Below are 26,285 nucleotides of genomic sequence, written 5' to 3' on the forward strand. Positions count from 1 at the left end.
ACGCCGACCAAGGAAGTATCCATCGTCACCGGTCCCTCCGTCAACGCGGTCCGTCAACGGCGCCCGGGAAGGCCGGGCAGGGGGCGGGCCTGGTGACTGGGCCACACAAAAAGCCCCGTGCGGGGCACGGGGCTGGCGCTGGCCAAAGGGGACGCCGGAGCGTTGGGCTCAGGGGCGGAAGCCGGCGGGTTCAATCAGACGCACCTGATTGCCCCGGGCGGTGAACTCCCGCCCCTGGTCGCTCTGGACCACGACCCGACCTCCGGACTTGACCCGGATGACCCGGGCCCGGACCCAGCCAAGGGCGGCCGATTCCAGCACCTTGACCACATCACCGGGTTGTAGATCCAACTCCATGTTCGGAACCACGAGACTGCAAATGGGACCATCGAACGCGCCGTGGAGGACTTGAACCCCCGACATCAGGTTTTGGAGACCTGCGTTCTACCAACTGAACTAACGGCGCAAGGCCGATGGCCCCTGGAAAGCGTGAGAGGGAAACGCGGGCAATGAAATCCCGTGAAACCAGGCTTCAGCGATCGAAGCGCTGTTTGACGCGCGTGGCTTTACCCACCCGGTCACGAAGATAGAAGAGCTTCGCCCGACGCACCTTACCGCGCCGCTCCACCTTCACGGAAGCGACCTGGGGGCTGTGCAGCATGAAGACCCGCTCCACGCCGATGCCCTGGAAGATGCGGCGCACGGTGATGGTCTGGTTGAGGCCGCCGTGGCGCTTGGCGATCACCACGCCCTCGTAGGGCTGGACCCGCTCCTTGTTGCCCTCCCGGATGCGCACGCCCACCTTGACGGTGTCGCCCACGTAGATCTCGGGCAGGTCGCTCTTCAGCTGGGCCGCCTCGAACTCCTCGATCAGGGCACGGGCACTGAGCTTGCCGGTGGTGACGGTCACGGTGGCAGGAGCCGCCACGTCAGGGGTCTCCTGGTCCACGGTCTGCGGGTCCACCTCGGTGGATGGATCGGTGGTGGTCGGATCGGTCTCGGTTGCCATCCCTTTTCTCTGAGCGCCTGGCCAAACCAACACCTTACCGCCTCAGGTGACCCCCTTCCCCCCGCGCCGCCGCCAGCTCCGCTGCAGCCGCTCCCAGGCCATGGCGCCGCCGGTGACCAGCATCCACAGCAGCCCCAGGCCGTTGAGCAGCACGTAGAGCGTCTCCCCCACCTGGCCCAGCCAGCTCTGGAGCCATTCGCCCTCGTGCAGCACCATCAGCGGATGGACCTGGTCCCGGCTCAGCCCGCCCCAGTCCCGCAGCAGGCGGTAACCCACACCCGTGACGGCCGAGAGCAGCAGGGGTGCCAGCACCAGCGGCGCCATCCAGGCATGGGCCTGCCGCAGGCGGGCGCCCCAGGAGGGTGAGGCGGGCCGTGGGGGGGCGGCGGGAGTGGGGCTGGACACGGGGAAACGACGGCGGCAGGGACGCTATTGATAACTTGAATGTCCGGCCCGACTCCCATCGCATGAACCTGTTCGCCGATCTGCTGGCCAGCACCAACGGCGTCAAGGGCGGTGGCACCCCTCTCACCCAGGCCGGTCCCCGCATCCAGAAGGGCCGCCGCGGGGTGGAAGTGAAGTCGGCGCGGGAGATCGCGATCATGCGCCAGGCCTCCCGCATCGTGGCCACGGTGCTGCGGGAGATCATCGACATGGCCGCCCCGGGCATGACCACCGGCGATCTCGACCGCCACGCCGAGGCCCGCATCCGCGCCATGGGCGCCACCCCCAGCTTCAAGGGCTACCACGGCTTTCCGGCCAGCATCTGCGCCAGCATCAACGACGAGGTCGTGCACGGGATCCCCAGCGCCAAACGGGTGATCAAGGCCGGCGATCTGGTCAAGATCGACACCGGTGCCTACTACGAGGGCTTCCACGGCGACAGCTGCGTCACCCTCTGCGTCGGTGAGGGGGTTCCCGAGGAGGCCCGCCGCCTCAGCCGGGTGGCCCAGGAATCCCTGATGAAGGGCCTGGCCACCGTGAAGGCCGGCAGCACCTTGCTGGAGCTGGCCGGTGCCGTCCAGGACCACGTCGAGGCCCACGGCTACGCGGTCGTCGAGGACTACACGGGCCACGGCGTGGGCCGCAACCTGCACGAGGAGCCCTCGGTGTTCAACTACCGCACCCGCGACCTGCCCAACATGCAGCTGCGGGCCGGCATGACCCTGGCGGTGGAGCCGATCCTCAACGCCGGCAGCAGGGCCTGCCGCACCCTCAAGGACCGCTGGACCGTGGTGACCGTGGACGGCAGCCTCTCGGCCCAGTGGGAGCACACCATCGTGGTCACCTCCGACGGCTGCGACATCCTCACCGACCGCGACTTCTAGGTCCGGCCTGCCCAGCCGCTGCCCCGTTCAGCGCCGCAGCAGCAGGCTCATGTAGGCCCAGCGCGTCAGGGTCGCCAGGGGCATCAGCACGAAGGTCAGCGGGTTCGGGGTGACGATGATCAGGCTGCAGTTCCAGTCGGCCTGGCGGAGGATCTCGCCCGCCACCCAGTCGGCTCCCATGACGCCGACGGGGTTGAGGGCCGAGCGGAACGGCCCCAGCACCAGGCGCCGCAGCCGCAATGTCTGCGCCAGCTCCGGGGCCCGCAGGCTGAGCAGCTGGCCCAGCAGCCGTTTGCTGATCTCGTAGAGGGGGCTCACGGCCGGCTGAATCTCCGCTTCCGAGGTGTTCACCCACACCTCCGGCCGCCGGCTCCCGTCACGTTCCGCGGGCTGCCGTCGCTGCACCACGACGGCAAACAGCTCCAGCAGCCGCCAGGCGCTCAGGGCGTTGACCTCCAGGGAACGGCCGGTCGCCTCGGCGCTGCCATCGCCATGGACATTGATGCCGTGGTTGATCACCAGCAGGTCCACCTCCTCGAGCAGGGATTCCAGGGCCGCCTCCTGGCCCACCTGCCAGTGCACCTGGCGCAGGGGGATCGGCTGCCCCTCCGGTCCTGCCAGCTGCAGCGGGGCCGGGCTGTGGGTGAGGGCGATCAGCCGGGCGCCGCGGCGGTGCCAGCGGCGCAGCAGGGCCTGGCCGAGGGCGCCGCTGGCACCGGTGACGGCCACGGTGAGCGCTTCGTTCAAGGGGTCCGGCATGGGCCTGCGGTGGTCGTGCTGCCTAGATTGCCCGGCACCTGCGGGTCCCGGCGAGGCCACACCATGTCCATCCCCCTGCTGATCGGCTCCTGTGAACCCTTCAGCGGCAAGTCGGCGGTGGTGCTGGGTCTGGGTCGCCAGCTCGCCCGCCAGGGCGTGCCGCTCGCCTTCGGCAAGCCGCTGGCCACCTGCATGGACGACCCCCTCGACGCCCCCACCGATGGGGCGCCGGGCAACCCGTTACTGGATCCGGATGTGCGCTTCATCGGCGCCACCCTGGGGCTGGAGCCGGAGCAGCTGATCCCTTCGCTGCACGTGCTGGAGCCGGCGGCCGCCAGGGCCAGGCTGCTGGCCGGGGATCTGGCCCCGGGGGAGGGGCTGACGCTCCTGCAGCGGCGCATCCACGACGACGCCGAGCGGCTGGTGCTGCTGGAGGGGGCTGGAAGCCTCAGCGAAGGTCAGCTCTACGGCCTGGGCCTGGTGCAGCTGGCCCAGGCCCTGCAGGCCCAGGTCCTGCTGGTGCACCCCTGGAGCGACAGCCGCAGCGTTGACGCCCTGCTGGAGGCCCGGCACCAGCTCGGTGATCTGCTGGCGGGTGTGGTGCTCAACGCCGTGCTGCCCGAGGTGGTGCCGGAAGTGCGAGAGGCGGTGCTGCCGGCCCTGGAGCGGCTGGGGATCCCGGTGCTGGGCGTGATGCCCCGCAGCCCCCTGCTGCGCAGCGTCACGGTGGAGGAGCTGGCCCGCCGGCTCGAGGCCACCGTGCTCTGCTGCCACGACGGCCTCGACCTGCTGGTGGAGACCCTCTCGATCGGCGCCATGAACGTCAATTCGGCGATGGAGTTCTTCCGGCGCCGCCGCAACATGGCCGTGGTCACCGGCGCCGACCGCACCGACATCCAGCTGGCGGCCCTCGAGGCCTCCACCCAGTGCCTGATCCTCACCGGCGCCGGTGAGCCGCTGCCCCAGCTGATCAGCCGGGCCGAGGAGCTGGAGGTGCCGGTGCTCAAGGTCGACCACGACACCCTCACCACCGTCGAGGTGATCGACGCCGCCATCGGCCATGTGCGGCTGCACGAAGCGGTGAAGGCCACCTATGCGATCCGCCTGGTGGAAGAGAACTGCCACTTCGATCGGCTGTTCGGCCGGCTGCGGCTGGCGGTCCATGCCTGAGGGCGCTGCTAGTTTCAGTTCGTTGGTTGTCGATAACGGGTGACCCGGTCCCTAGATCTTCCGGCCCTGGACCGGATCGATACGCTCGCCCAGGAGCTGGCCATGCTCCAGGACCGGGGCAAACGCAGAATCGCCTTCCTCGGCAGCCGCCATGTGCCGGTGGTGTCGATCCATCTGGTGGAGCTGGTGGCCCGCTCCCTGGCCCAGGAGGGCCACAACCTGATCACCTCCGGGGCCCAGGGGGTCAATGCGGCGGTGATCCGCAGCGTGCTGGAGGTGGATCCGGCCCGGCTCACCGTGCTGCTGCCCCAGAGCCTGGAGCGCCAGCCGGGCGAATCCCGCAGCCAGCTGGAGCGGGTGCTGCACCTGGTGGAGAAGCCTGAGAACGACGAGCTGCCCCTGCCCATGGCCAGCAGCCTCTGCAACCAGGAGATCATCAACCGCTGCGACCAGCTGATCTGCTACGCCTTCCACGACAGCGAGACGCTGCTCTCCAGCTGCCGCACCGCCGAGGACATGGGCAAGGTGGTCAGCCTGATGTTCTTCGACTGAGCCCCCGGTTCGGGCCCGCCGGGTTTCAGCCCAGCAGGTTCTCCTGGCGGGGCATCACCTGCAGCCGCGTTCCCTCCCGGCCCATCACCGTCACCTGGGCGCCGGGGGGCAGGAGCTGGTCGGGCGCCAGGTTCTGGGCGGCCCAGCTCTGGCCCTGCCAGCGCACCCGGCCCTCGCCGCTGGCATCGAAGGCCGTGGTCACCTCCGCCAGTTCGGCGCGGGCGCCGGGGGGGATGGTGCGGGCCTGGCGGCGGGCCGACCAGCGCCGCAGCCAGAGGTAGCCCGTGCCCACCAGAACGACGTAAAGGAGCAGCTGGCCCAGGGGCGGCACCACCGGCGCCAGGATGGCCACCAGGGTGAGCAGCAGGGCCGCCACGGCAGCGATCAGCAGCAGGCCGTCGCCGTCGGCGCCCACCAGCTCCAGCAGCAGCAGCACCCCCGCCAGGGCGAGCCAGAGGATCGGGGGTGCGGGCATCGGCCGGGGGCGATGGGACGGAGGCGAGGACAACGAAACCGACGGGGCCGTTGGCCATCGCCCCCATCCTGCCTAGCGTGGCGCCAGTGAAGAAGCCGGCATGGAAGTGCTCCTCATTCCGGTGCTCCTGGTGCTCGGAGGTCTGGGCATCAGTGGCATCAAGGTCACCAGCAGCAGTCGCTCGATGCTGGTGGAGCGCCTGGGCAAGTACGACCGGGAGCTGCGCCCGGGCCTTTCGCTGGTGATCCCCGGCATGGAGCGGGTGGTGAGCCACGAATCGCTCAAGGAGCGGGTGCTCGACATCCCCCCCCAGCAGTGCATCACCCGCGACAACGTCTCGATCGAGGTGGATGCGGTGGTGTACTGGCAACTGCTGGAGCACGCCCGCGCCTACTACGCCGTCGACAACCTGCAGGCGGCCATGGTCAACCTGGTGCTCACCCAGATCCGGGCCGAGATGGGCAAGCTCGACCTCGACCAGACCTTCACCACCCGGCAGGAGGTGAACGAAACCCTGCTCAAGGAACTGGATCAGGCCACCGATCCCTGGGGCGTCAAGGTGACCCGGGTGGAGCTGCGTGACATCCAGCCCTCCCAGGGGGTGCAGCAGGCGATGGAGCAGCAGATGACGGCCGAGCGGGAGAAGCGGGCGGCGATCCTGCGCTCCGAGGGGGAGCGGGAGTCCCAGGTGAACGCGGCCCGGGGCCGCGCCGAGGCCCTGGTGCTGGATGCCAAGGCCAAGCAGGAGGCGGTGCTGCTCGATGCCGATGCCCAGGCCAAGCAGCAGCTGCTGCTGGCCAAGGCGCGGGCCGAGTCGGCCACCCAGCTGGCGGCCGTGATCGAGGCCCATCCGGCGGCGGCCGAGGGTCTGCGGCTGTTGCTGGCCAAGGACTGGATGGCCATGGGCCAGGAGATGGCCCGCTCCCACGGCGGATCGGTGCTGATGGTGGATCCCCAGAGCCCGGCCTCGCTGCTGGCGGCCCTCAAGGGGCTGCAGGAGAAGGGCGGCAGCTGAGGCCCGTCCGCCGTCCTTGCCCTCAGCTGCGCAGCACCGCCCGCAGGCCTTCGGAATACAGCAGGGCTGTGCAGAGAATGCCCCCCGCCCAGCAGAGGCTGCGCACGGGGGGAATGTTGGCTACGTAGGCCCCGATGTAGCCCAGACGCAGGGCAGGGTGCAGCCAGGCCAGCAGGGGCACCCACGGGGCGGCCGCCAGCACCGAAGGGGCCACCAGCAGGCACAGCAGGCAGGCGGGGGCGTGCAGGGTGAAGGCCTCGAAGCTGTTCTGATGGGCCCAGTTGGCCCGCTTGCCCCAGGCCGGCAGCCGCTCGAACATCGCCCGGGGGGCGGCCAGGTCGGAGGGGGTGAAGTCGGCCTGGGAACGGGCGGCCCCCAGGGGGATCAGGCTGAGCACCACCACGGCTCCGGAGAGCACCAGCGACCAGGCGAAGGGCCCGCCGGCGGCCGCCGGCAGCACCGGTAGGGCGATGCTGGCCGCCAGGAGGGGGCTGGGCAGGAAGGTGGCCATCGGTAGGGGGCGGCTGGGGTCTCTTTTCTAGGCTGGCGCTGCCTTGCCTTCGCCCGCGCCATGGCCGACAGCTATTCCTTCGACGTCGTCTCCGACTTCGACCGCCAGGAGCTGGTGAACGCCGTCGATCAGGTGCGCCGGGAGGTGGGCCAGCGCTACGACCTCAAGGACAGCAACACCGAGATCGAGGTGGAGGAGGCCAGCCTGACGATCACCACCGCCAGCGACATGACCCTTGATGCAGTGGTCGATGTGCTGCGCCAGAAGGCCACCAAGCGCAACCTGTCGCTGAAGATCTTCGACCTGCAGACCCCCGAGCCGGTGGGCGGCAACCGGGTGAAGCAGGTGGTGAAGCTGCGCAAGGGCCTCAGCCAGGAGCTGGCCAAGAAGCTCAGCAAGAAGGTGCGCGATGAGGTCAAGAAGGTGACCGTGGCGATCCAGGGCGAGAGCCTGCGCGTCACCGGCAAGAACAAGGATGACCTCCAGCAGGTGATCACCCTGCTGCGGGCGGAGGACCTGGAGGTTCCGCTGCAGTTTGAGAACTACCGCTGAGGCGGCTGCGGAGCCGCTTGCGCAGGCGCCTGCTGCAGCGGTAGGCGGCGGCGACCCCAAGGATGGGCAGGGGTCCGGGCACGGCATCGTCGGTGGGATCACCGTGGGGCATCGGTGTCAACGGTCCGGTCCGGGGCTCGGTGTCGGGGGTGGGATCCGGACACGCGTCGGCATCGCCGTTGCTTTCATAGCCGGGGCAGTAAATCAGTGATCCCTGGAGGGGCCAGCCGGCCCCTGCGGACGGCTCTGACGGTGAGGGCGTGATCAACAGTTGCCAGCCCCCGTTGACACCATGGAAGCGGGCCGGACTGGTGAGATCCCTGCCGCTGGCATCCACGGAGATGAAGCCACAATCCGGCAGCTGGCAGATGGGTGCCCTGCCGTAGAGACCCTCTGGTGCACTGTTCGACGGGGTGAAGGTCAGCCAGGCTTCCGCGGGAGGGACCTCGGTGGTCTGCCCTGCCTCCAGGCCACGGAAGACGCCCATGACACCGTCGAGCACGAACTTGACATCCAGGGCCAGCGCCGCCTGCGGAGCCAGCAGGATTGCAGTAAAGATCCCAACAGCAATGGATGAATAGGATCGATAACCCGGCCTTTTCATTGTGACTGCGCCGCCGCTATTTCCATCTTTGTAGAAGATGGCTGGCATGGCAGTCAGTGTTGTCGGATCTTCACTGCTGATGCAGATCTGATGCAGCCGAAAGGCAATTCGGCATCAGTCTGAGTATTCTGGGCCAGGGATCAACACCGTTGCCGTGGATTCCGTCAGTCGATCGGGCTGTGGGACGAACCGGGAGCGATGGAGATCTTCATCCGCTGCCTGAGCTTGCGGCTATAGCCGAAGCAGGCGGCAGCTCCCAGGAGCGGCAGGGGTCCGGGAACGGCGGAGATATCCGGGCGGCCGATGCGGGTGAAGGTCAGGGAGCCAGCTCCGCCCCGGCCGGCCGAGGCTTCCAGGTCATAGGCAAAGGAGGCGTCGCTGGAATCAAAGAATCCGGGGACAAATGAGAATTGAGGAAACGAACCTACGGAATACTCCAGCCCCAAGAAGACACCGTTATCGAAGACGGCAGAGGCATCAGGATCATCCGTCTCGTCGTACTGCGTACCCTCAAAATTGAAGGAAAATGACGTGAGGTTGAAGGTGTTTGTGTCGTAGGCGAACGAGCCGGAGTAGCTGTTGGGCTGCAGCGGCCCCGAATCAATCAGGATGTCGAAGGTGTAGGCCACCACCGCTGCCTTGAGCGGGGCAGGCTGGGCCAGCCCCACACCGAGTGCCAAGCCTGTCGTCAGCAGGACGAGTCTGGGGATGGAGCTGGTCATGGTGGGGAAGGCGGGCGATCGGGTGAGATCATTTTCAGCTTAGCTCAAGTTGCGCTCATCTGGTCTTTAGTTCTCCCGGGCCGGGCGCGAACTTCGGCGATGGGGAACGTGGTCAGGGCGATGCCCTGCAGGGGGGCGGTCAGACGATGAAATTGTCCGGTTGGCTGAGGGTGGCCAGGTCAACGTTCTTGAACAGAATGAAGTTCCTCGCGGCCGCCAGCCCGGATCCATCGGGATCAATCTGCAGCAGGGTGTCGCTGCCCCTGCCGACGAACCTGAGATAGCCATCGGTGATGGGGGTGGAGCCCGTGTACCCCACGCTGGCCAACGCCCCTTTGAGATCCACCTTGTCGCCCTGGGCCCTGTTGAAGTCGATGATCGTGTCACCGGCGTCGACGATGCTCGTGTAGACGAATCGGTCGGCACCGCCATTGCCGCGGATCGTGTCGGCCCCCTGGCGTCCGGTGATCACGTCGTCGCCATCGGTACCCGTAAGGGTCTCCCGGTTGCGGGTTCCGTTGATGACCTGGCCCGCATCGTCATTGGTGATGGTGCCTGTGACGGCCCCAGCCGTGCCGACCGTGTAGGCCGCATCCGCCAGCAAGGTGAGGGAGACGGTTTCATCGGACTCAACGACGCTGTCACCGGTGGGATCGACGGTGACGGTGGCGGTGGCCGACCCAGCGGCGAAGGTGACGCTGTTGCCGATCAGGCCGTAATCGCTGCCGTTGGTGGCGGTGCCGTTGACGGTGTAGTTGACGGTGAGGGGATTGGTGGTGGCCCCTGTGCGGGAGAAGGTATAGATGAGGTTCGTTGCTCCGTTCTCGGCAACGCTGGCTGGAGATACCGCCAGGGAGACCCTCGGTTTGGCCAGCACGTTGATGGCAAGGGACGCATTGGTGAAGCCGCCGAAGCCGTCGGAGATCACGTAGGAGAACGTGTCGGTGCCCGTGAAGCCGGCGGCCGGGGTATAGGTGAAGGTGTCGAAGGCGGTGTTGGTGACGGAACCGCCCTGGCTGGTGTTGGCGAAGAACTGGCTGACCGAGAGGGGATCGCCATTGGGATCGGTGTCGTTAGCCAGGAGGTTGGCGCCGATGATGGTGGCGGTCTGCCCGGGCTGGATGGTGATCGCGGGGTCGGCGACGAACACCGGAGCGCCATTGACGACGTTGATGGCAAGGGACGCATTGGTGAAGCCGCCGAAGCCATCGGAGATCACGTAGGAGAAGGTGTCGGTGCCCGTGAAGCCGGCGGCCGGGGTATAGGTGAAGGTGTCGAAGGCGGTGTTGGCGACGGAACCGCCCTGGCTGGTGGCAGTGAAGAACTGGCTGATCGAGAGGGGATCGCCATTGGGATCGGTGTCATTACCCAGGAGCGTCGCACCGTTGATGGTGGCGGTCTGCCCCGGCCGGATGGTGATCGCGGGGTCGGCGACGAACACCGGAGCGGTATTGACGACGCTGATGGCGAGGGTGGCATTGGTGAAGCCGCCGGCACCGTCGGAGACCACGTAGGAGAAGATGTCCGTGCCGGTGAAGCCGGCGGCCGGGGTGTAGGTGAAGGTGTCGAAGCCGGTGTTGGCAACGGAACCGCCCTGGCTGGTGGCAGTGAAGAACTGGCTCACCGAGAGGGGATTGCCATCCGGGTCGGTGTCGTTGGCCACGAGGCTGGCGCCGGTGAAGGTGGCGGTCTGGCCGGGCCGGATGGTTTTGGCCGGGTCGGCGACGAACACCGGAGCTCTGTTGCCGACGTCGTCATTGGTGATGGTGCCCGTGACGGCCCCGGTGTTGCTGATGGCGTAGGCCGCATTGGCCAGCAAGGTGAGGCTGACGGTTTCATCCGGTTCAACGTCACTGTCACCGGTGGGATCAACGGTGACGGTGGCGGTGGCCGAGCCGGCGGCGAAGGTGAGGGAGGCGGGGATCAGGGCGTAATCGGTGCCATTGGAGGCGGTGCCGTTGATGGCGTAGTTGACGGTGAGGGAATTGGTGGTGGCGCCGGTTCTGGTGAAGGTATAGATGAGGTTCGTTGCTCCGTTCTCCGTGACGCTGGCGGGGGAGACGGCGAGGGTGACGACGGGGAGGGGAGCGGGATCGTCATTGGTGATGGTGCCGAGGCCCTGGGAGTCGCCGATGGTGACGCCGTTGGTGGGGGCGGAGAGGTTGAGGAAGAAGGTCTCGTCGGGCTCGAAGACGGTGTCGCCGTTGATGGTGACGGAGACGGTCTGGGTTTCGCCGGCGGTACCTGTGAAGGTGAGGGTGCCGGAGGCGGCGAGGTAATCGGAGCCGGCGGTGGCTGTGCCGTTGGCGGTGGCGTAGGAGACGGAAGCCCCACCGGCGACGGCCTGGCTCAGGGAGACGGTGAACACGGCGGTCTTGGTGCCGCTGTTGCCCTCGGAGATGGAGACATCGCTGATGGAGAAGGAAGCGGCGTCGTCGTTGGTGATGGTGCCGGTGACGGCGGTGGTGGTACCGACGACGTAGGCGGGATCGGCCGTGAGGGTGAGGGAGACGGTTTCGTTGGGTTCGAGGATCGCGTCAGCGGTGGGATCAACGGTGACGGAGGCGGTGGCGGAACCGGCAGCGAAGGTGACGGAGGCGGGGATCAGGCCGTAATCGGTGCCATTGGAGGCGGTGCCGTTGATGGCGTAGTTGACGGTGAGTGGATTGGTGGTGGCGCCTGTTCTGGTGAAGGTATAGATGAGGTTCGTTGCACCGTTCTCAGTGACGCTGGCGGGGGAGACGGCGAGGGTGACGACGGGCAGGGGAGCAGGGTCGTCATTGGTGATGGTGCCGAGGCCCTGGGAGTCGGCGATGGTGACGCCGTTGGTGGGGGCCGAGAGGTTGAGGAAGAAGGTCTCGTCGGGTTCGAAGGCGGTGTCGCCGTTGATGGTGACGGAGATGGTCTGGGTTTCGCCGGCGGTGCCTGCGAAAGTGAGGGTGCCGGAAGTGGCGAGGTAGTCGGAGCCGGCGGTAGCGGTTCCGTTGGCAGTGGCGTAGCTGACGGAGGAGCCACCGCTGACGGCGTTGTTGAGGGTGACGGAGAAAACGGCGGTCTTGGTGCCGCTGTTGCCCTCGGTGACGGAGACGTCGTTGATGGAGAAGGAGGCACCGTCGTCGTTGGTGATGGTGCCTGTGGCCTGGGCGTTGGCGAGGGTGACGTTCCGTCCGGAGGCCTGCAGGTTGCTGAGGTTGACGACGAAGGTTTCGTTGGCCTCGACCGTGGTGTCGCCCAGGGCATTGACGGTGATCTGCTGGGTTTCACTGGCCGTGCCGACGAAGTTCAAGGTGCCATTGGCGGCCTGGTAGTCGTTGTTGGCAAGGGTGGCGGTGCCATTGGCGGTGGCATAGCCAACGCTGAGAGGAACATCAACGGCGTTGTTGAGGGTGACATCGAAGACGAAGCTGGTGATGCCGCTGTTGCCTTCCACCCTGCTGACGTTGTTGATACTCAGGCTGGCGGTATCGTCGTTGGTGATGGTGCCGAGGCCTTGACCGTCGGCGAGGGTGACGCCGTTGGTGGGGGTGGAGAGGTTGAGGAAGAACGTTTCGTTGAGTTCGACCCTGCTCTCCCCGTTGATGGTGACGGAGATGGTCTGGGTTTCACCGCTGGTGCCGGTGAAGTTGAGCGTGCCGGAGGTGGCGACGTAGTCGGAGCCTGCGGTGGCGGTGCCGTTGGCGGTGGCGTAGGTAACGGAAGTTCCACCGGCGACGGCCTGGTTCAGGGTGACGGTGAAGACGGCGATCTTGGTGCCGGCATCCCCCTCGGTGAGGCTGACATCGCTGATGGAGAGGGAGGCGGCGGCGTCGTTGGCGATGGTGCCGGTGATGGTGGTGGTTGTACCGACGACGTAGGCGGGATCGGCCGTGAGGGTGAGGGAGACGGTTTCGTCGGGCTCGAGGATCGCGTCAGCGGTGGGATCAACGGTGACGGTGGCGGTGGCCGAGCCGGCAGCGAAGGTGACGGAGGTGGGGATCAGGCCGTAATCAGTGCCATTGGTGGCGGTGCCGTTGATGGCGTAGTTGACGGTGAGGGGGTTGGTGGTGGCGCCGGTTCTGGTGAAGGTATAGACGAGGTTCGTTGTTCCGTTTTCTGTGACGCTGGCAGGTGAGACGGCGAGGGTGACGACGGGGAGTGGAGCGGCATCGTCATTGGTGATGGTGCCGAGTCCCTGGGAGTCGGCGATGGTGACGCCGTTGGTGGGGGCCGAGAGGTTGAGGAAGAAGGATTCGTTGGGCTCGAAGGCGGTGTCGCCGTTGATGGTTACGGAGATGGTCTGGGTTTCCCCGGTGGTGCCTGCGAAGTTGAGGGTGCCGGAGGCGGCGAGGTAGTCGGAGCCAGCGGTGGCGGTGCCATCGGCAGTGGCGTAGTTGACTGAGGCGCCACCGGCGACGGCATTGCTGAGGGTGACGGTGAAAACGGCGGTGGTGGTGCCGCTGTTGCCCTCGGTGATGGAAACGTCGCTGATGGAGAAGGAAGCGGCGTCGTCGTTGGTGATGGTGCCGATGACGGCGCCGGCTGTGCCGATGGTGTAGGTGGGATCGGCGGTGAGGGTGAGGGAAACGGTTTCGTTGGGCTCAAGGACGGTGTCGCCGGTCGGATCAACGGTGACGGTGGCGGTGGCGGTGGCCGAGCCGGCAACGAAGGTGACGCTGTTGCCGATCAGGCCGTAATCAGTGCCATTGGTGGCGGTGCCGTTGATGGCGTAGTTGACGGTGAGTGGATTGGTGGTGGCGCCTGTGCGGGTGAAGGTATAGACAAGGTTGCTGGCGCCGTTCTCCGTGACGCTGCCCGGAGACACAGCTAGGGTGACGACGGGGAGGGGAGCCGCATCATCATTGGTGATGGTGCCGACGCCCTGGGAGTCGGCAAGGGTGACGCCGTTGGTGGGAGCGGAGAGGTTGAGGACGAAGAACTCGTCGGATTCGATCGTGGTGTCGCCGTTGATGGTGACGGAGACGGTGCGCTGTTCACCGGCGGTGCCGGTGAAGTTGAGGGTGCCGGAGGTGGCGACGTAATCAGTACCGGCGATGGCGGTACCGTTGGCGGTGGCGTAGGAAACCGAAGCCCCACCGGCGACGGCATTGCTGAGGGTGACGGTGAAGACGGCGGTGGTGGTGCCGCTGTTGCCCTCGGTGATGGAGACGTCGCTGATCGAGAAGGAAGCGGCGTCGTTGTCAACGTTGGTGACACCGACATCGGCGACGGCAAGCCCGCTGTAGTTGGTGTCAGTGCTGGTGGTCGCCCCAGTGAGAATCGTGTAGACGATATTTCCATCCACAACGCCATCATCGACGCCTGTGACTGTAACGAACTGGAAGACATTCCAGTTGGCCGGGGTGAAGGTGATGGAAGAAGCGTTGGTGGAGCCTTCGGTGCTGTCCGAACTGGCGATACTGATGCTGACGTTGGCCGACGGCTGGCTGGTGAGGCGCACGCTGAAGCCGGCCGTGCCGCCGCCCTCCGATGTGAACAACCCACCGGTGGGCGCAACCGTGACCCCCGCGGTGTCGTTGTCCGTGTTGGAGACACTGACGTTAGCGGCGTTGAAGCCGTTGTAGTTGGGGTCGCTGCTGGTGGCCGCCGCGGTGACGATCGAATAGGCCACCGTGCCATCGATGATGTTGTCATCCGCGCCCGTGACGATCACTGTCTGGGCGACGTTCCAGTTAGCCGGCGTGAAGGTGAGCGAGGAAACGTTGGTGCTGCCTTCGGTGGCGTCGGAACTGGCGATGCCGACGGTGACGTTCGCCGTGGGTTGACTGTCGAGCACCACGGTGAAGGTGGCGCTGCCGCCGGCTTCTGTCGTGACCAGGCCCGAGGTTGGGGTGACGGTGATGCCGGTGGCGACGTTGACGATGACGGAGAACGTGGCCGTGGTGGTGGCCGTGTCACCGGTCGTTTCGGCGCTGGTGGCCGTCACGGTGAGCGCGAAGTTGGCGGCATTGGCCACCGTGATGGTCAGCCCTGCGAGCTGGGCGGGCGTCAGGGTCCAGGTGCCGTTGTTGTTGTTGGTCCCCGCTGAGAGGAGAGCTCCGCTGGGCACGCCGGAGATCAGGATGCTGCGCTGATCATTGCCATCGCTGGCCGCGAAGCTGGCGGCGATGTTGAGCGGAATCGGCGTGTTGGTGTTCCCTGTGCGGTCGGCGACGATGATGTTGGGCGCACCGGTTCGGGCGGACGTCGGGGTGATCAGGTTGAAGCTGTAGTTGACGCTGGTGGCGCTGGCCCCATCAATGGCCAGGATGTAGGTGCCATCGGCGGTGAGGTTCAGCTCCAGATCGGTGGTGATGTTCTGGTTGACCAGGGATTGGTTGGTCGGTCCGAAGAGACGCCAGGCGGCGGAGGGAAATCCGGGGGTCAAGCTGTCGAAGACGAGCCGCTGGCCGGCCGTGCCGGTGAAGCGGTAGAGATCGGTGTCCTGGCCGGGGGAAAGGGTGCCGTTGGTGACGGTGTCGAAATTGAGAGCAGTGGCGGCGGCGACATCGAGCAGCTGGAAGCTGTAGGCGCCCGAGTCGAGGGAGAAGGTCGCTGTGCTCTCAACCAGCAGCTGGTAGGTGCCGGCCTCGGTGAGCGTGAAGGGCGTGTTGCTGTCGGCGTAGTGCTGCTGGTTGAGAAAGACGATGTCGCCGGTGGGATCGATCAGGCGAACGGGGAAGCTCTTGCTGGTGTCGTTGGTGAGGGCGTCGTAGTAGAGCCGCTGGCCCACCGATCCGGTGAAGGTGTAGATGTCCCGTTCGCCGATTTCGGCGAGCGAGCTGGAGACGGGGCTGTTGAGGCTGAGGGCGGTGGTGGAGGTGGTGGGGGTGACCAGACTGAAGCTGTAGTTGACGTTGGTGGCGCTGGCTCCATCGATCGCCAGGACGTAGGTGCCATCGGCGCTCAGGGTGAGATCCAGGTCGCTGGTGATGTTCTGGTTGGCCAGGGATTGGTTGCCCGGTCCGAAGAGTCGCCAACTGACGGAGGGGAATCCGGGGGTCTGGCTGTCGAAGACGAGTCGCTGGCCGGCCGTGCCGTTGAAGCGGTAGAGATCGGTGTCCTGGCCGGGGGAAAGGGTGCCGTTGGTGACGGTGTCGAAGGGCAGCACTGTGGCGGCGGCCAGATCAAGCAGCTGGAAGCTGTAGGCGCCGGTGTCGAGGGAGAAGGAGGAGGTGCTCTCGAGCTGCAGCTGGTAGGTGCCGGTTTCGGTGAGGGTGAAGGGGGTGTTGCTGTCGAAGTAGTGCTGCTGGTTCAGCAGACCGATGTCGCCGGTTGGGTCGATCAGGCGAACGGGGAAGCTCCTGGTGAAGTCACTGGTGAGGGCGTCGTAGTAGAGCCGCTGGCCCGCCGTTCCGGTGAAGGTGTAGATGTCCCGCTCTCCCATCTCGCTCAGTGAGCTGGAGACGGGGCTGTTGAGGCTGAGGGCGGTTGTGGTGGTGGAGGGGGTGATCAGGCTGAAGCCGTAGTTGACCGTGGTGGTGCTGGAGCCATCGATCGCCAGGACGTAGGTGCCATCGGCGGTGAGGTTCAGCTCCAGGTCGGTGCTGATGTTCTGGTTAGCCACGGACTGGTTGGCCGGTCCGATGATCCGCCAGGTGGCGCTGGGGAAACCGGCGGTCTGGCTGTCGAACACGAGTCGCTGGCCAGCCGTGCCGGTGAAGCGGAAGAGGTCGGTTTCCTGGCCGGGGGAAAGGCTGCCGTTGGTGACGGTGTCGAAGGGCAGAGCCGTGGCGGCGGCCACATCCCTCAGAGCGAAGTTGAAGTCGGCCGCCGTCGTTGCATTGTTGATCAGCAGAAGGTGGTAGGCGCCCGGTTCCGTGAGGCTGAAGGTCGGAAAGCTGTCCGCTTCCCCACTGCTGCTGAGCACCGAGCTTCCATCGGGGCGCAGCAGCACCAGGTTGAGGGAGTCGTTATCTTCTTCGAGCGCGTCAAAGTAGAGCCGCTGGCCTGCGCTACCGCTGAAGCTGAAGATCTGTGTGGCAGCGGCCGCCAGGGGACCGCTGGAGGCGGCGCCGAGGGTGAGCGGCGTGGCATTGGCGCTCAGATCGAGGATCCGGAAGTTGTAGTCACCGGTTCCGTTGATCCTGACGGTGTAGCTTCCCGAACGCGGCAGAGCGAAACCCCCACTTGAATCACTTCCGGCATTGGCGGAGTAGATGGCGGTGTTGGCATTGCCCTGATCGAGAATCTGCAGGGAAACACTGTCAAAATCCGGGTCCAGGCTGTCGACATAGAGCAGTTTCCCGGCGGCTGCGGTGATCGTGAAATCGACCGGAGATCCGGATACCGTCCCCGATTGGCTGAAGGGGAAGGCGGTGGGTGCGGCGGGCGGCGGGTCGATGGTGCCCGTTACATTGAAGTTGTAGCTGACATCGCTGGCACTGCTGCCGTCGATCTGCAGCAGGTAGGTGCCGGTGGCATCCAGAAAGGCCGTGAAATCCGTGCCGGCACCAACGCTGGATCCCGCCACCGTCACGTTGTTGGGGTCGAACAGACGCCAGTTGGCCCCCGTCGCGGCGGCCAGGCTGTCGAAAGTGAGCCGCTGGCCCGCGGTGCCGGAGATGCGATAGAAATCCGATTCTCTCCCTGGGCTGAGGGTGCCGGTGATGGCCGTGCCCAGGGTGATCAGGGGGGCATTGCTGGCATCGATGAGCTTGAAGTCGTAGTCGCCCGTGCTGTTGGGATTGCCGACCTGGCCTTCGACGATCAGCTGATAGCTGCCAGGTTCGGTGAGGGTGATCAGACTGCCGTCGGAATCGGCGTCCAGGAAACTGAGGGAGGTCCCGCTGGGACTACGCAGCGTGGCCAGGATGCTTCTGGTGTTGTTGACCGTGGCGTCGAAGAAGAGTCGCTGGCCGGCTGTGCCGCTGAAGGTGTAGATGTCCTGCTCGCCCAGTTCGGTGATCGAGCCGCTGACGACACTGCCCAGGGTCAGAGGCGTGCTGGTGGTGGTGGGGGTGACGAGCTGGAAGCTGTAACTGACGGGAGTGGCGGTGTTGCTGTTGCCCTCGATCTGGAGCAGGTAGGTGCCGGCCTCCGGCGTGGTGAACTCATAGTCGAAGTTGATGGAGCCAGAGAAGATCTGTGTGTTGCCGGCATCGAAGACCCGGAAGTTCGGGCCGCTGCCGGTGATGGCATCAAAGGCGAAGCGCTGGCCCGCCGCGGCGGTGAAGCGGTAGAACTCACTCTTCGCCCCAGGGGTCAGCGTTCCTGTGGTGACGCTATCGAGCGTGAGGATGGGTGCGGCAGCGGCATCGATCAGCTGGAAGTCGTAACTGCCCGTGCTGTTGGGATTGCCGACCAGGCCCTCGACGAGCAGCTGATAGGTGCCGGTCTCCGTGAGGGTGACCAGGCTGCTGTCGAAATCGGTATCGGCAGAATTGATCACCAGGGCGCCGCTGGGGCTGCGCAGGGTGGCGAAGAGGACCCTGGCGTTGTTGACGGTGGCGTCGAACAGCAGGCGTTGGCCCGCGGTGCCGGCGAACGTGTAGATGTCCTGCTCGCCCAGTTCACCGATTGAGCCGTTGACGACACTGCCCAGGGTCAGCACCGTGCTGGTGGTGGTGGGGGTGACCAGGCTGAAGCTGTAACTGACGGGACTGGTGGCAAAGCCGTTGCCGTCGATCTGGAGCAGATAGGAGCCGGCTTCCGGCGTCGTGAACTCAAAGTCGAAGCCGAGGGAGCCGTTGCCGATCTGGGTGTTGCCGGCATCGAAGACTCGAACGGTCGGACCGGTTCCGCTGATGCTGTCAAAAGCGAAACGCTGGCCTGCCGCTGCTGTGAAGCGGTAGAACTCACTCTCAGCCCCAGGGGTGAGAGTGCCTGGGGTGACGGTATCCAGCGGGAGGATCGCTGCGGCCGAGGCATCGATCAACTGGAAGTTGTAGTTGCCCGTGCTGGTGGCACTGCCGACCTGGCCTTCGATGGACAGCTGATAGGTGCCGGTTTCGGTGAGGGTGACCAGGCTGCTGTCGAAATCGGTATCGGCAGAATTGATCACCAGGGCGCCGCTGGGGCTGCGCAGGGTGGCAAAGAAGGCCCTGCTGTTGTTGACGGTGGCGTCGAGAAGCAGGCGCTGGCCGGCGGTGCCGGTGAAGGTGTAGATGTCCTGCTCGCCCAGTTCGGTGATCGAGCCGCTGACGGCACTGCCCAGGGTCAGCGGTGTGCTGGTGGTGGTGGGGGTGACGAGCTGGAAGCTGTAGGGAAGGCTGCTCGTGCTGGTGCTGTCGATATAGAGAATGTGGCTGCCCGTGCGCGTCAGCGTGATCTCGAAGTCTGACGCGAGGTTGCCGCTGGTGATCGCCTCACCGTTGGGACCACGCAGCAGGACGCTGGCACTGGACGCCGATGGTGACTGGCTGTCGAAGACGAGGCGCTGGCCTGCCGTGCCGGTGAAGCGGTACAGCTCGGTTCCGAGGGGGACCAAGGTGCTGCTGGTGACCGTATCGAAGGCCAGATCCGTGGCCGGTGGCTGCAGCAACCGGAAACTGAAATCCGTCGCCGTCTGCGCGGTGGAGTGCTGGACGAGATAGTAAGTGCCGGATTCGCTGAGGGTGAAGACGTCGCTGTCGCTGGAGGCGTTGACGAAAAAGAGGTTGGTGAGACTGGTGCCGCTGGGGCCGATCAGAAACGTCTGAACGCTGTCGAAATCCGAATCGAGGGCGTCGTAGAACAGCTGCTGCCCCACGGCGCCGCTGAAGCTGAAGATCCGTGCTCCTGCGGTGGGGGTCACGGTCTCGGTGACGGTGCTGCCCAGGGTCAGCGCCGTGGCGTTGGCGCTCAGATCAAGGATCCGGAAGTTGTAATCGCCCGACCCATTGACGCGGACGGTGTAGCTTCCCGAACGCGGCAGAATGAGACCGGCTGAGGAATCAGAGGTAGCGTTGGCGCTGTAGATGGAGGCGTTGCCGTTGCCCTGATCGAGGATCTGGAGGGAGACGCTGTCAAAGTCTGGGTCGAGGCTGTCGATATAGAGCAGGGTTCCGGCGGCCGCCGTGAAGGTGAAATCAACCGGAGATCCGCTCACCGAACCCGATTGGCTGAATGGGAAGGCGGTGGGGGAAGCGGGCGGTGGATCACTGATGTCGTTGACCTGGAAGCTGTAGCTGACGCTGGCGGTGGCATTGGTGCCATCGAAGACCAGGTAGTACTCGCCATCGGCGGGCAGCGTGACGCTGAAATCCGTGCCGCTGGAGGTGCCGGAGGAGTTGAGCGCCTGATTGCCGGGGCCGTAGAGAACCCAGGTGGTGCTGGTGGGGGGCGCGAGCAGGCTGTCGAACTGGAGACGCTGGCCCTTGGTGCCATTCAGACGATAGACATTGCTCCTGATCCCCGGGGTAAGGGCATCGGTGACCGTGGCGCCCAGGGGGAGGATGGGGGCCTGATTGAGCTTGAGCAGGCTGAAGTTGTAGTCGCCGGTGGTGCTGGCGTCGCCTCGGATGACGATCTGGTAGGTCCCGCTGAGGGTGAGGGTGGCCGGGGCCGTGTCGGCGGTGTGGCCGAAGTTGGTGAAGATCGTGGCCCCGGAAGGGTCGATCAGGCTGTAGGAGATGTTCTCGAAGACTGGATCGGCATCGATGCCGTCGAAGACGATTCTGTCGCCGATGACACCATCAAAGGTGAAGACCTGCTGTTCTCCCTGCTCCGTCAGAAGGCCGTTGAAATTGATCGCGTAGGACGAACTAGCCATGGGCCTTCATCCACCATCAAAGAAAATTCACCAAAACCTAACCCGAATCTTCATCCGACATTCCCCACCTCCTTCTCTGTAACATCTCTTATTATTTATAGTCTGTATCGTCTGTCTTCCGGTCTATGCGCCTATCACCGAGGCGTCATGTCGTGTATCGAGGCTTACATCATTCTTCCCCGGACTCCATCCATGGGCATACCTGAAGCCTGGGTCGGGGTGGGCGAATCGCCAGGCCTGTCTTCCCATCGGGCCATCCCAGCCCCCATGCTTGGGGAGACATTCCGCCGTGCACTCCGGTGTCTGCCTGTCCCTCCAGCCCGCGACGGCCGTCGTGACCGGAGCCGGCTGGCGCTTCTGGATTGACCGGGGCGGCACCTTCACCGATGTGGTGGCCCGCACGCCCGGGGGCGAGTTGCTGGTGCGCAAGCGGCTCTCCGATCCGCCTCGCCCGGCTGATGGCACCGCTCCGCAGGATCCCGCCGTGGCCGCCCTGCGGGAGCTGCTGGAGCTGTCGCCAGACCAGCCCATTCCCCCCGGCCTCGTGGCGGAGCTGCGGCTTGGCACCACCGTGGCCACCAACGCCCTGCTGGAGCGCCAGGGGGCGACGGTGCTGCTGCTGGTGACGCGCGGCTTCGCCGACCTGCAGCGCATCGGTGACCAGCACCGCCCCGACCTCTTTGCCCTGGAGATCCGGCGGGCCGAGCCCCCGCCCCTGCGGGTCATTGAAGTAGGCGGCCGGCTGGCGGCGGATGGGGTGGAACTGGAGCCTCTGCAGCTGGATGCAGTGCTGGAGCACTCCCTGGCCCAGGCCCGCTCCGACGGCTTCGGCAGCGTGGCCGTGGCCCTGCTCCACGCCGGCCGTCACCCGGTCCATGAGCTGGCCGTCGGGAGCTGGCTGGCCTCACGGGGCTTCGCCCCGGTGGTGCTCTCCCACCGGCTCAGTCGCCAGCCCCGGCTGGTGCCCCGCCTCGACACCAGCGTGCTCGAGGCCTCCCTGGGTCCGGTGCTGGGGGCCTATCTCAATCAGGTCCGCGCTGCCATCGGGGCGGCCATTCCGCTGCGGGTGATGACCTCCGCCGGAGCCCTGCGTGCGCCAGCCCTGCTGCAGGCCAAGGACACGATCTTCTCCGGCCCCGCCGGCGGCATGGTGGCGGCCGTCGCGGTGGCGGAGGCGGCCGGATTCGGTGATGGCCCGATCCTCGGCTTCGACATGGGCGGCACCTCCAGTGACGTCTTCCACTTCGATGGCAGCCGCGGCGAGGCCGCCTGGGAGCGCAGCAACGACACCGAGATCGACGGCCTGCGGTTGCTGGCGCCGATGCTGCCGATCCACACGGTGGCGGCGGGCGGCGGCTCGGTGCTGCAGGTGCGGGACGGGCGCCTGCAGGTGGGCCCCCGCTCGGCCGGCGCCAACCCCGGTCCCGCCTGCTACGGCCGCGGGGGTCCCCTGGCGATCACCGACGCCAACCTGCTGCTGGGTCGGCTGCCTGTGGACGCGCTGCCGCGGCTGTTCGGCCCTGGCGGCGACCAGCCGGCCGATCGGGGGGTGGTGGTCGAGCGCTTCGAGGCCCTGGCCCGCCAGCTGGGGGTGGCGGGGCCGGAGGCGGCGGCCCAGGGGGCGCTGACGATCGCCATCGAGCGCATGGCCGAGGCGATCCGGCGCATCTCGATCCAGCGCGGCCACGACCTGCGCGGCGCCGTGCTCGTCACCTTCGGCAGCGCCGGCGGCCAGCTCACCTGCCCCCTGGCCGACGCCCTCGGTCTCACCCGGGTCCTGCTCCATCCCCTGGCCGGGGTGCTCTCGGCCTATGGCATCGGCCTGGCCCGCCCCTCCCTGCTGCGGGAGCGCACCCTGCGGCAACCCCTCGAGCCGGCCCTGCTTCCCCTGCTGGAGCGGGAGATCGGGGCGCTGGTGGTCGAAGCCACCGCCGAGCTGCGCACCAGCGGCGATCTGGCGCCCGGCGAGGCGCCGCGCTGGCAGGCCCGCCTGGAGCTGCGCTACTGCGGCAGCGACCAGGGGCTGGAACTGCCCTGGTCCGCCGGTTCGCCCGAGGGGGTGCTGGCGCTGCGTACGGGTTTCGAGGCCAGCCACCGGCAGCGCTTCGGTTTCGTGGTGCCGGATGAGCCGCTGGTGGTGGAGCGGCTGCAGGTGGAGGTGGGCGCCCCGGCCCCCGAGACCTCGGCGGGGGCCATCAGGCCCGCGGAACTCCCTGAGGCGGCGGATCCGCCCGAGCCCTGCGAATGGGTGCCGCTCTGCCTGGCGGAAGAGCACGGAGCCGGCGCCGGGATGGTCTGGCGCCAGGTGCCCCTCTGGCGGCGGGAGCAGCTGGCGGCGGGTCAGCGCATTGCCGGCCCGGCCCTGGTGGTGGAGCCCACGGGCACCACGGTGCTGGAGCCCGGCTGGGGCGGCCGGGTGCTGGCGGGGGGCAAACTGCTGCTGGAGCGGCAGGCGCCGGCCGCTGGTGCGGCGCTGGCCGGCAGCGTTGCCGGGGCGGTGGATCCGGTGCGGCTGGAGCTCTACAACCATCGTTTTGCCGCCATCGCCGAGCAGATGGGGGAACGGCTGCGCCAGTGCAGCCGTTCGGTGAACATCCGCGAGCGGCTCGACTTCTCCTGCGCCCTGTTCGATGGCGCCGGCCGGCTGGTGGCCAACGCCCCCCACATTCCGGTGCACCTCGGCTCGATGGGGGACAGCGTCGCCAGCCTGCTGGCCGCCGTGGCCGCCGGCAGCCTGCCGCCGCTGGCGCCGGGCGACGCCTACGCCGCCAACGACCCCTTCGACGGTGGCACCCACCTGCCCGACATCACCGTGATCACGCCGGTGTTCCCCCCCAAGGGCGGGGCGACGCCGCTGCTGTTCGTGGCCTGCCGCGGCCACCACGCCGATGTGGGCGGCCTCACCCCGGGCTCGATGCCCCCCTTCAGCCGCCGGATCGAGGAGGAGGGGCTGTTGCTGCGCCACGTGCCCCTGCTGCGCCAGGGCCAGTTCGATGCGGCCGCCTGGCGTGAGCGGCTGGCCGCCGGCCCCCACCCGGTGCGCAACCCCGAGCAGCTGCTGGCCGACCTCCAGGCCCAGGTGGCCGCCAACCGGCTGGGGGAGAGCGAACTGCGGCGGCTGCTTAGCCGTGATGGCACCGGCGAGATGAGCGCCTACCTGGGCCATGTGCTGGCCAATGCGGCCGAGGCTGTGCGTGACGCGATCGCCCGCCTCAGTGACGGTGACCACAGCGTCGAGCTCGACAACGGCAGCCGCATCGTCGTGGCCGTGCGCATCGACCGGGCCGCCCGCCGGGCCCGCATCGACTTCAGCGGCACCTCCCCCCAGCTGGAGGGCAACTTCAACGCCCCGCTGGCGATCACCAAGGCGGCGGTGCTCTACGTCTTCCGCTGCCTGGTGGGCCGCCCGATCCCGCTCAACGCTGGCTGCTTCGAACCGATCGAGCTGGTGGTGCCCCAGGGGTGCCTGCTGCACCCGTTGCCGCCGGCGGCGGTGGTGGCCGGCAACGTGGAAACCTCCCAGGCGGTCACCAACGCCCTGTTCGGGGCCCTGGGGGTCATGGCGGCCGCCCAGGGCACGATGAACAACCTCAGCTTCGGTGATGCCCAGCGCCAGTACTACGAGACCATCTGCGGCGGCACCGGCGCCGGCGTGCGGCCGGGGGGCGACGGCTTCGCCGGGGCCGATGCCGTCCAGAGCCACATGACCAACTCGCGCCTCACCGATCCGGAGATCCTCGAAGACCGCTTCCCAGTGCGAATGGAGCGCTTCGCCATCCGTCGAGGCAGCGGTGGCGTTGGCCGCTGGAGGGGCGGTGACGGGGTGGTTCGGCGGCTGCGCTTCCTGGCGCCGATGACCGTCGCCATCCTCTCGGGCTCCCGCCGGGTGCCCCCGTTCGGTCTGGCCGGGGGCGGTGACGGCACGGTGGGGCGCAACCGGCTGGAGCGGGCCGATGGGCGGCACGAGGAGCTGGCCGGCTGCGACCAGGTGGAAGTGGGGCCGGGCGATCTGCTGGAGATCGCCACCCCCGGCGGCGGTGGCTTCGGTGCCCCGGATGCCGGTGGCGCGGGAGCCTCACTGTGAGCGCCGTTCGCCAGGGAGCCGCCGGGTCGGTGCTGCTGCTGCTGGGGCTGGGTGCTTTGCCGGTGCCGCTGGCGTGGGCCCAGGCAGCGGCGCCGCCCGCCGCCCCGGAGAGCAACGTGCTGCTGGAGGGGGAGCAGCGCTTCCGGCCCCAGTGGTCGGCCCGGGGGCTGGTGGCGGCCCAGGAGCCGCTGGCCTCGGCGGCGGGGGCGGCGATCCTGCGCCAGGGGGGCAATGCGGTGGATGGGGCGGTGGCCACCGCCTTCGCCCTGGCGGTCACCCTGCCCCAGGCCGGCAACCTGGGCGGCGGCGGCTTCCTGCTGCTCTGGCTGCCCGGCCCCTCGCCGGCCCGCCAGCGGGGCTGCCTGGACGGGGCCTCTGGTGGCAACCCGGCGGCCGGGCCCGAGCTGGCCATCGGCGGCGGCATGGCGGTGGCGGTGAATTTCCGCGAGACGGCCCCGGCGGCGGCCACGGCCACCATGTTCCTGGGCCCCGACGGCCAGGTGGACCGGGCCCGTGCCACCCGCAGCCTGCTCAGCACCGCCGTGCCCGGCAGCGTCGCCGGCCTGGCCCTGGCCCAGCGTTGCTACGGCCGCCTGCCCCTGGCCCAGGTGATGACGCCGGCGATCCGGCTGGCGGCCCAGGGCTTCCCGGTGAGCCGTGAGCTGAGCGATTCCCTGGCCGCCGCCGCTCCGCGGCTGCAGGCCGATTCCGTCTCCCGCCGCCTGTTCCTGCCGCCGCCGGTGCCGGGCACCGTGTTGCGCCAGGGCGAACTGGCGGCCAGCCTGCAGCGCATCGCCGCTGAGGGGGAGCGGGGCTTCTACACAGGGCCGGTGGCCGCCGCCCTGGTGGGCGCCATGGAGCGGGGTGGCGGCCTGATCACCCACAGCGATCTGCGCGCCTACCGCGCCCAGCTGGTGCGGCCCCTGCGGCGCGAGTTCCGCGGCCACCCGGTGCTCACCATGCCGCCGCCCGGGGGCGGACTCACCCTGCTGCAGCTGCTGGGGATCCTCGAACCCTTCGACCTGGCGGCCACCGGCCTGAACGGTGCCGCCAGCCTCCACCCCACGGCCGAGGCCATGAACCTGGCCTACCGCGACCGCAACGCCCTGCTCGGCGACCCCGACAAGGTGCCGGTGCCGGTGGAACGGCTGCTGTCGCCGGCCCACCTAGACGGCCTGCGCCGCCGCATCGATCCCCGTCGCCACACCCCGGACCCGGCGCTGGAGGCGGCCGCCGCCACAGAAGGCACCAACACCACCCACCTCTCGGTGGCCGACCGGCAGGGCGGGCTGGCGGCCCTCACCACCACCCTCAACTTCCCCTACGGCAACGGCATCAGCGTGCCTGGGATGGGTTTCCTGCTCAACAACGAGATGGACGATTTCACCGCCCTGCCCGGCAGCGCCAACGCCTTCGGCCTGCGCCAGGGGACGGCCAACGCCATCGCGCCGGGCAAGCGCCCGCTCAGCTCGATGGCCCCCACCCTGGTGTTCCGCCCCGATGGCCGCCCCTGGCTCGCCACCGGCAGCCCCGGCGGCAGCCGCATCATCACCACCATCCTCCAGGTGCTGCTCAACCGGATCGTGCACGGCCTCAACCTGGCCGGTGCCGTGGCCGCCCCCCGCATCCACAGCCAGCTGTGGCCCGATCGGATCGATGCGGAGGAGGGTCTCAGCCCCGACAGCCTCCGCCTGCTGGAGGCCATGGGCCACAGCGTCCGCCGGGCCCCGGCCATGGGGGCAGCCAACAGCGTCGAGGTGCTGGCGGGGGGCGGCAGCCTGGGGACGGTGGATCCGCGCCGGGCCGAAGGCCTGGCCGTGGCGGAATGAGGCCCAG

The 26,285-nt window shown here is 67.6% G+C and carries 15 protein-coding genes and 1 tRNA gene; 7 read left to right on the top strand and 9 right to left on the bottom strand.

The genetic code is table 11. The annotated features are described in order from the left end of the window. Positions 1 to 168 precede the first annotated feature (168 nt). From KUG39_RS00245 to KUG39_RS00260, 4 genes are all read right to left on the bottom strand, one after another. A complete protein-coding gene (locus KUG39_RS00245) occupies positions 169 to 357 on the bottom strand; it encodes an SH3 domain-containing protein (RefSeq protein WP_006043540.1) in 189 nt (62 codons plus the stop codon). Between the two features lie 36 nt (positions 358 to 393). Then, positions 394 to 466 (bottom strand) — tRNA-Trp (locus tag KUG39_RS00250). Positions 467 to 532: 66 nt separating this feature from the next. Next, on the bottom strand, positions 533 to 1,009 hold the full coding sequence (rplS, locus tag KUG39_RS00255; RefSeq protein ID WP_286191169.1) for a 50S ribosomal protein L19: 477 nt from the start codon (positions 1,007 to 1,009) through the stop codon (positions 533 to 535). 42 nt (positions 1,010 to 1,051) lie between these two features. Continuing rightward, positions 1,052 to 1,333 (bottom strand): peptidase, encoded by a 282-nt coding sequence (locus KUG39_RS00260; RefSeq protein WP_190612165.1) that lies wholly within the window; start codon positions 1,331 to 1,333, stop codon positions 1,052 to 1,054. Between the two features lie 143 nt (positions 1,334 to 1,476). On the opposite strand from KUG39_RS00260, the gene map reads away from it, so the two are divergent. Further along, positions 1,477 to 2,337 (top strand): type I methionyl aminopeptidase, encoded by an 861-nt coding sequence (gene map / locus KUG39_RS00265; RefSeq protein WP_094583970.1) that lies wholly within the window; start codon positions 1,477 to 1,479, stop codon positions 2,335 to 2,337. Between the two features lie 27 nt (positions 2,338 to 2,364). Here the strand turns inward: map and KUG39_RS00270 are convergent, their stop codons facing one another. Then, a complete protein-coding gene (locus KUG39_RS00270; RefSeq protein ID WP_216911957.1) occupies positions 2,365 to 3,096 on the bottom strand; it encodes an NAD-dependent epimerase/dehydratase family protein in 732 nt (243 codons plus the stop codon). Positions 3,097 to 3,159: 63 nt separating this feature from the next. Between KUG39_RS00270 and KUG39_RS00275 the strand changes: the two genes are divergently transcribed. Beyond that, complete coding sequence (locus tag KUG39_RS00275) at positions 3,160 to 4,266, top strand: phosphotransacetylase family protein (RefSeq protein ID WP_216911959.1); 1,107 nt, start codon at positions 3,160 to 3,162, stop codon at positions 4,264 to 4,266. A 39-nt stretch (positions 4,267 to 4,305) separates the two neighbouring features. Continuing rightward, entirely contained in the window at positions 4,306 to 4,818 is a 513-nt protein-coding gene (locus tag KUG39_RS00280) for a DNA recombination-mediator protein A (protein ID WP_094583973.1), read from the top strand. 25 nt (positions 4,819 to 4,843) lie between these two features. Here the strand turns inward: KUG39_RS00280 and KUG39_RS00285 are convergent, their stop codons facing one another. Beyond that, on the bottom strand, positions 4,844 to 5,293 hold the full coding sequence (locus KUG39_RS00285; RefSeq protein WP_216911961.1) for an NfeD family protein: 450 nt from the start codon (positions 5,291 to 5,293) through the stop codon (positions 4,844 to 4,846). A 100-nt stretch (positions 5,294 to 5,393) separates the two neighbouring features. Between KUG39_RS00285 and KUG39_RS00290 the strand changes: the two genes are divergently transcribed. Continuing rightward, entirely contained in the window at positions 5,394 to 6,308 is a 915-nt protein-coding gene (locus KUG39_RS00290; protein ID WP_216911963.1) for an SPFH domain-containing protein, read from the top strand. Between the two features lie 22 nt (positions 6,309 to 6,330). Here the strand turns inward: KUG39_RS00290 and KUG39_RS00295 are convergent, their stop codons facing one another. Further along, on the bottom strand, positions 6,331 to 6,819 hold the full coding sequence (locus KUG39_RS00295; RefSeq protein WP_286191168.1) for an MAPEG family protein: 489 nt from the start codon (positions 6,817 to 6,819) through the stop codon (positions 6,331 to 6,333). A gap of 60 nt (positions 6,820 to 6,879) precedes the next feature. Here KUG39_RS00295 and KUG39_RS00300 point away from each other — a divergent pair, with 60 nt between their 5' ends. Then, positions 6,880 to 7,371 (top strand): YajQ family cyclic di-GMP-binding protein, encoded by a 492-nt coding sequence (locus tag KUG39_RS00300; RefSeq protein WP_216911965.1) that lies wholly within the window; start codon positions 6,880 to 6,882, stop codon positions 7,369 to 7,371. Between the two features lie 768 nt (positions 7,372 to 8,139). Here the strand turns inward: KUG39_RS00300 and KUG39_RS00305 are convergent. Together KUG39_RS00305 and KUG39_RS00310 are read right to left on the bottom strand one after the other, a co-directional pair. Then, positions 8,140 to 8,697, bottom strand: coding sequence for a hypothetical protein (locus KUG39_RS00305; protein WP_094583978.1), 558 nt, complete (start codon positions 8,695 to 8,697; stop codon positions 8,140 to 8,142). 139 nt (positions 8,698 to 8,836) lie between these two features. Further along, positions 8,837 to 20,365 (bottom strand): beta strand repeat-containing protein, encoded by an 11,529-nt coding sequence (locus KUG39_RS00310; protein ID WP_216918174.1) that lies wholly within the window; start codon positions 20,363 to 20,365, stop codon positions 8,837 to 8,839. A 334-nt stretch (positions 20,366 to 20,699) separates the two neighbouring features. Between KUG39_RS00310 and KUG39_RS00315 the strand changes: the two genes are divergently transcribed. Further along, positions 20,700 to 24,449, top strand: coding sequence for a hydantoinase B/oxoprolinase family protein (locus tag KUG39_RS00315; RefSeq protein ID WP_216912031.1), 3,750 nt, complete (start codon positions 20,700 to 20,702; stop codon positions 24,447 to 24,449). Continuing rightward, on the top strand, positions 24,446 to 26,278 hold the full coding sequence (ggt, locus tag KUG39_RS00320; RefSeq protein WP_216911985.1) for a gamma-glutamyltransferase: 1,833 nt from the start codon (positions 24,446 to 24,448) through the stop codon (positions 26,276 to 26,278). Before KUG39_RS00315 ends, ggt begins: the two co-directional genes overlap by 4 nt. The last annotated feature ends 7 nt before the right edge of the window (positions 26,279 to 26,285 follow it).

Source organism: Synechococcus sp. CCAP 1479/10 (assembly GCF_019038515.1).
GTDB lineage: Bacteria > Cyanobacteriota > Cyanobacteriia > PCC-6307 > Cyanobiaceae > Cyanobium.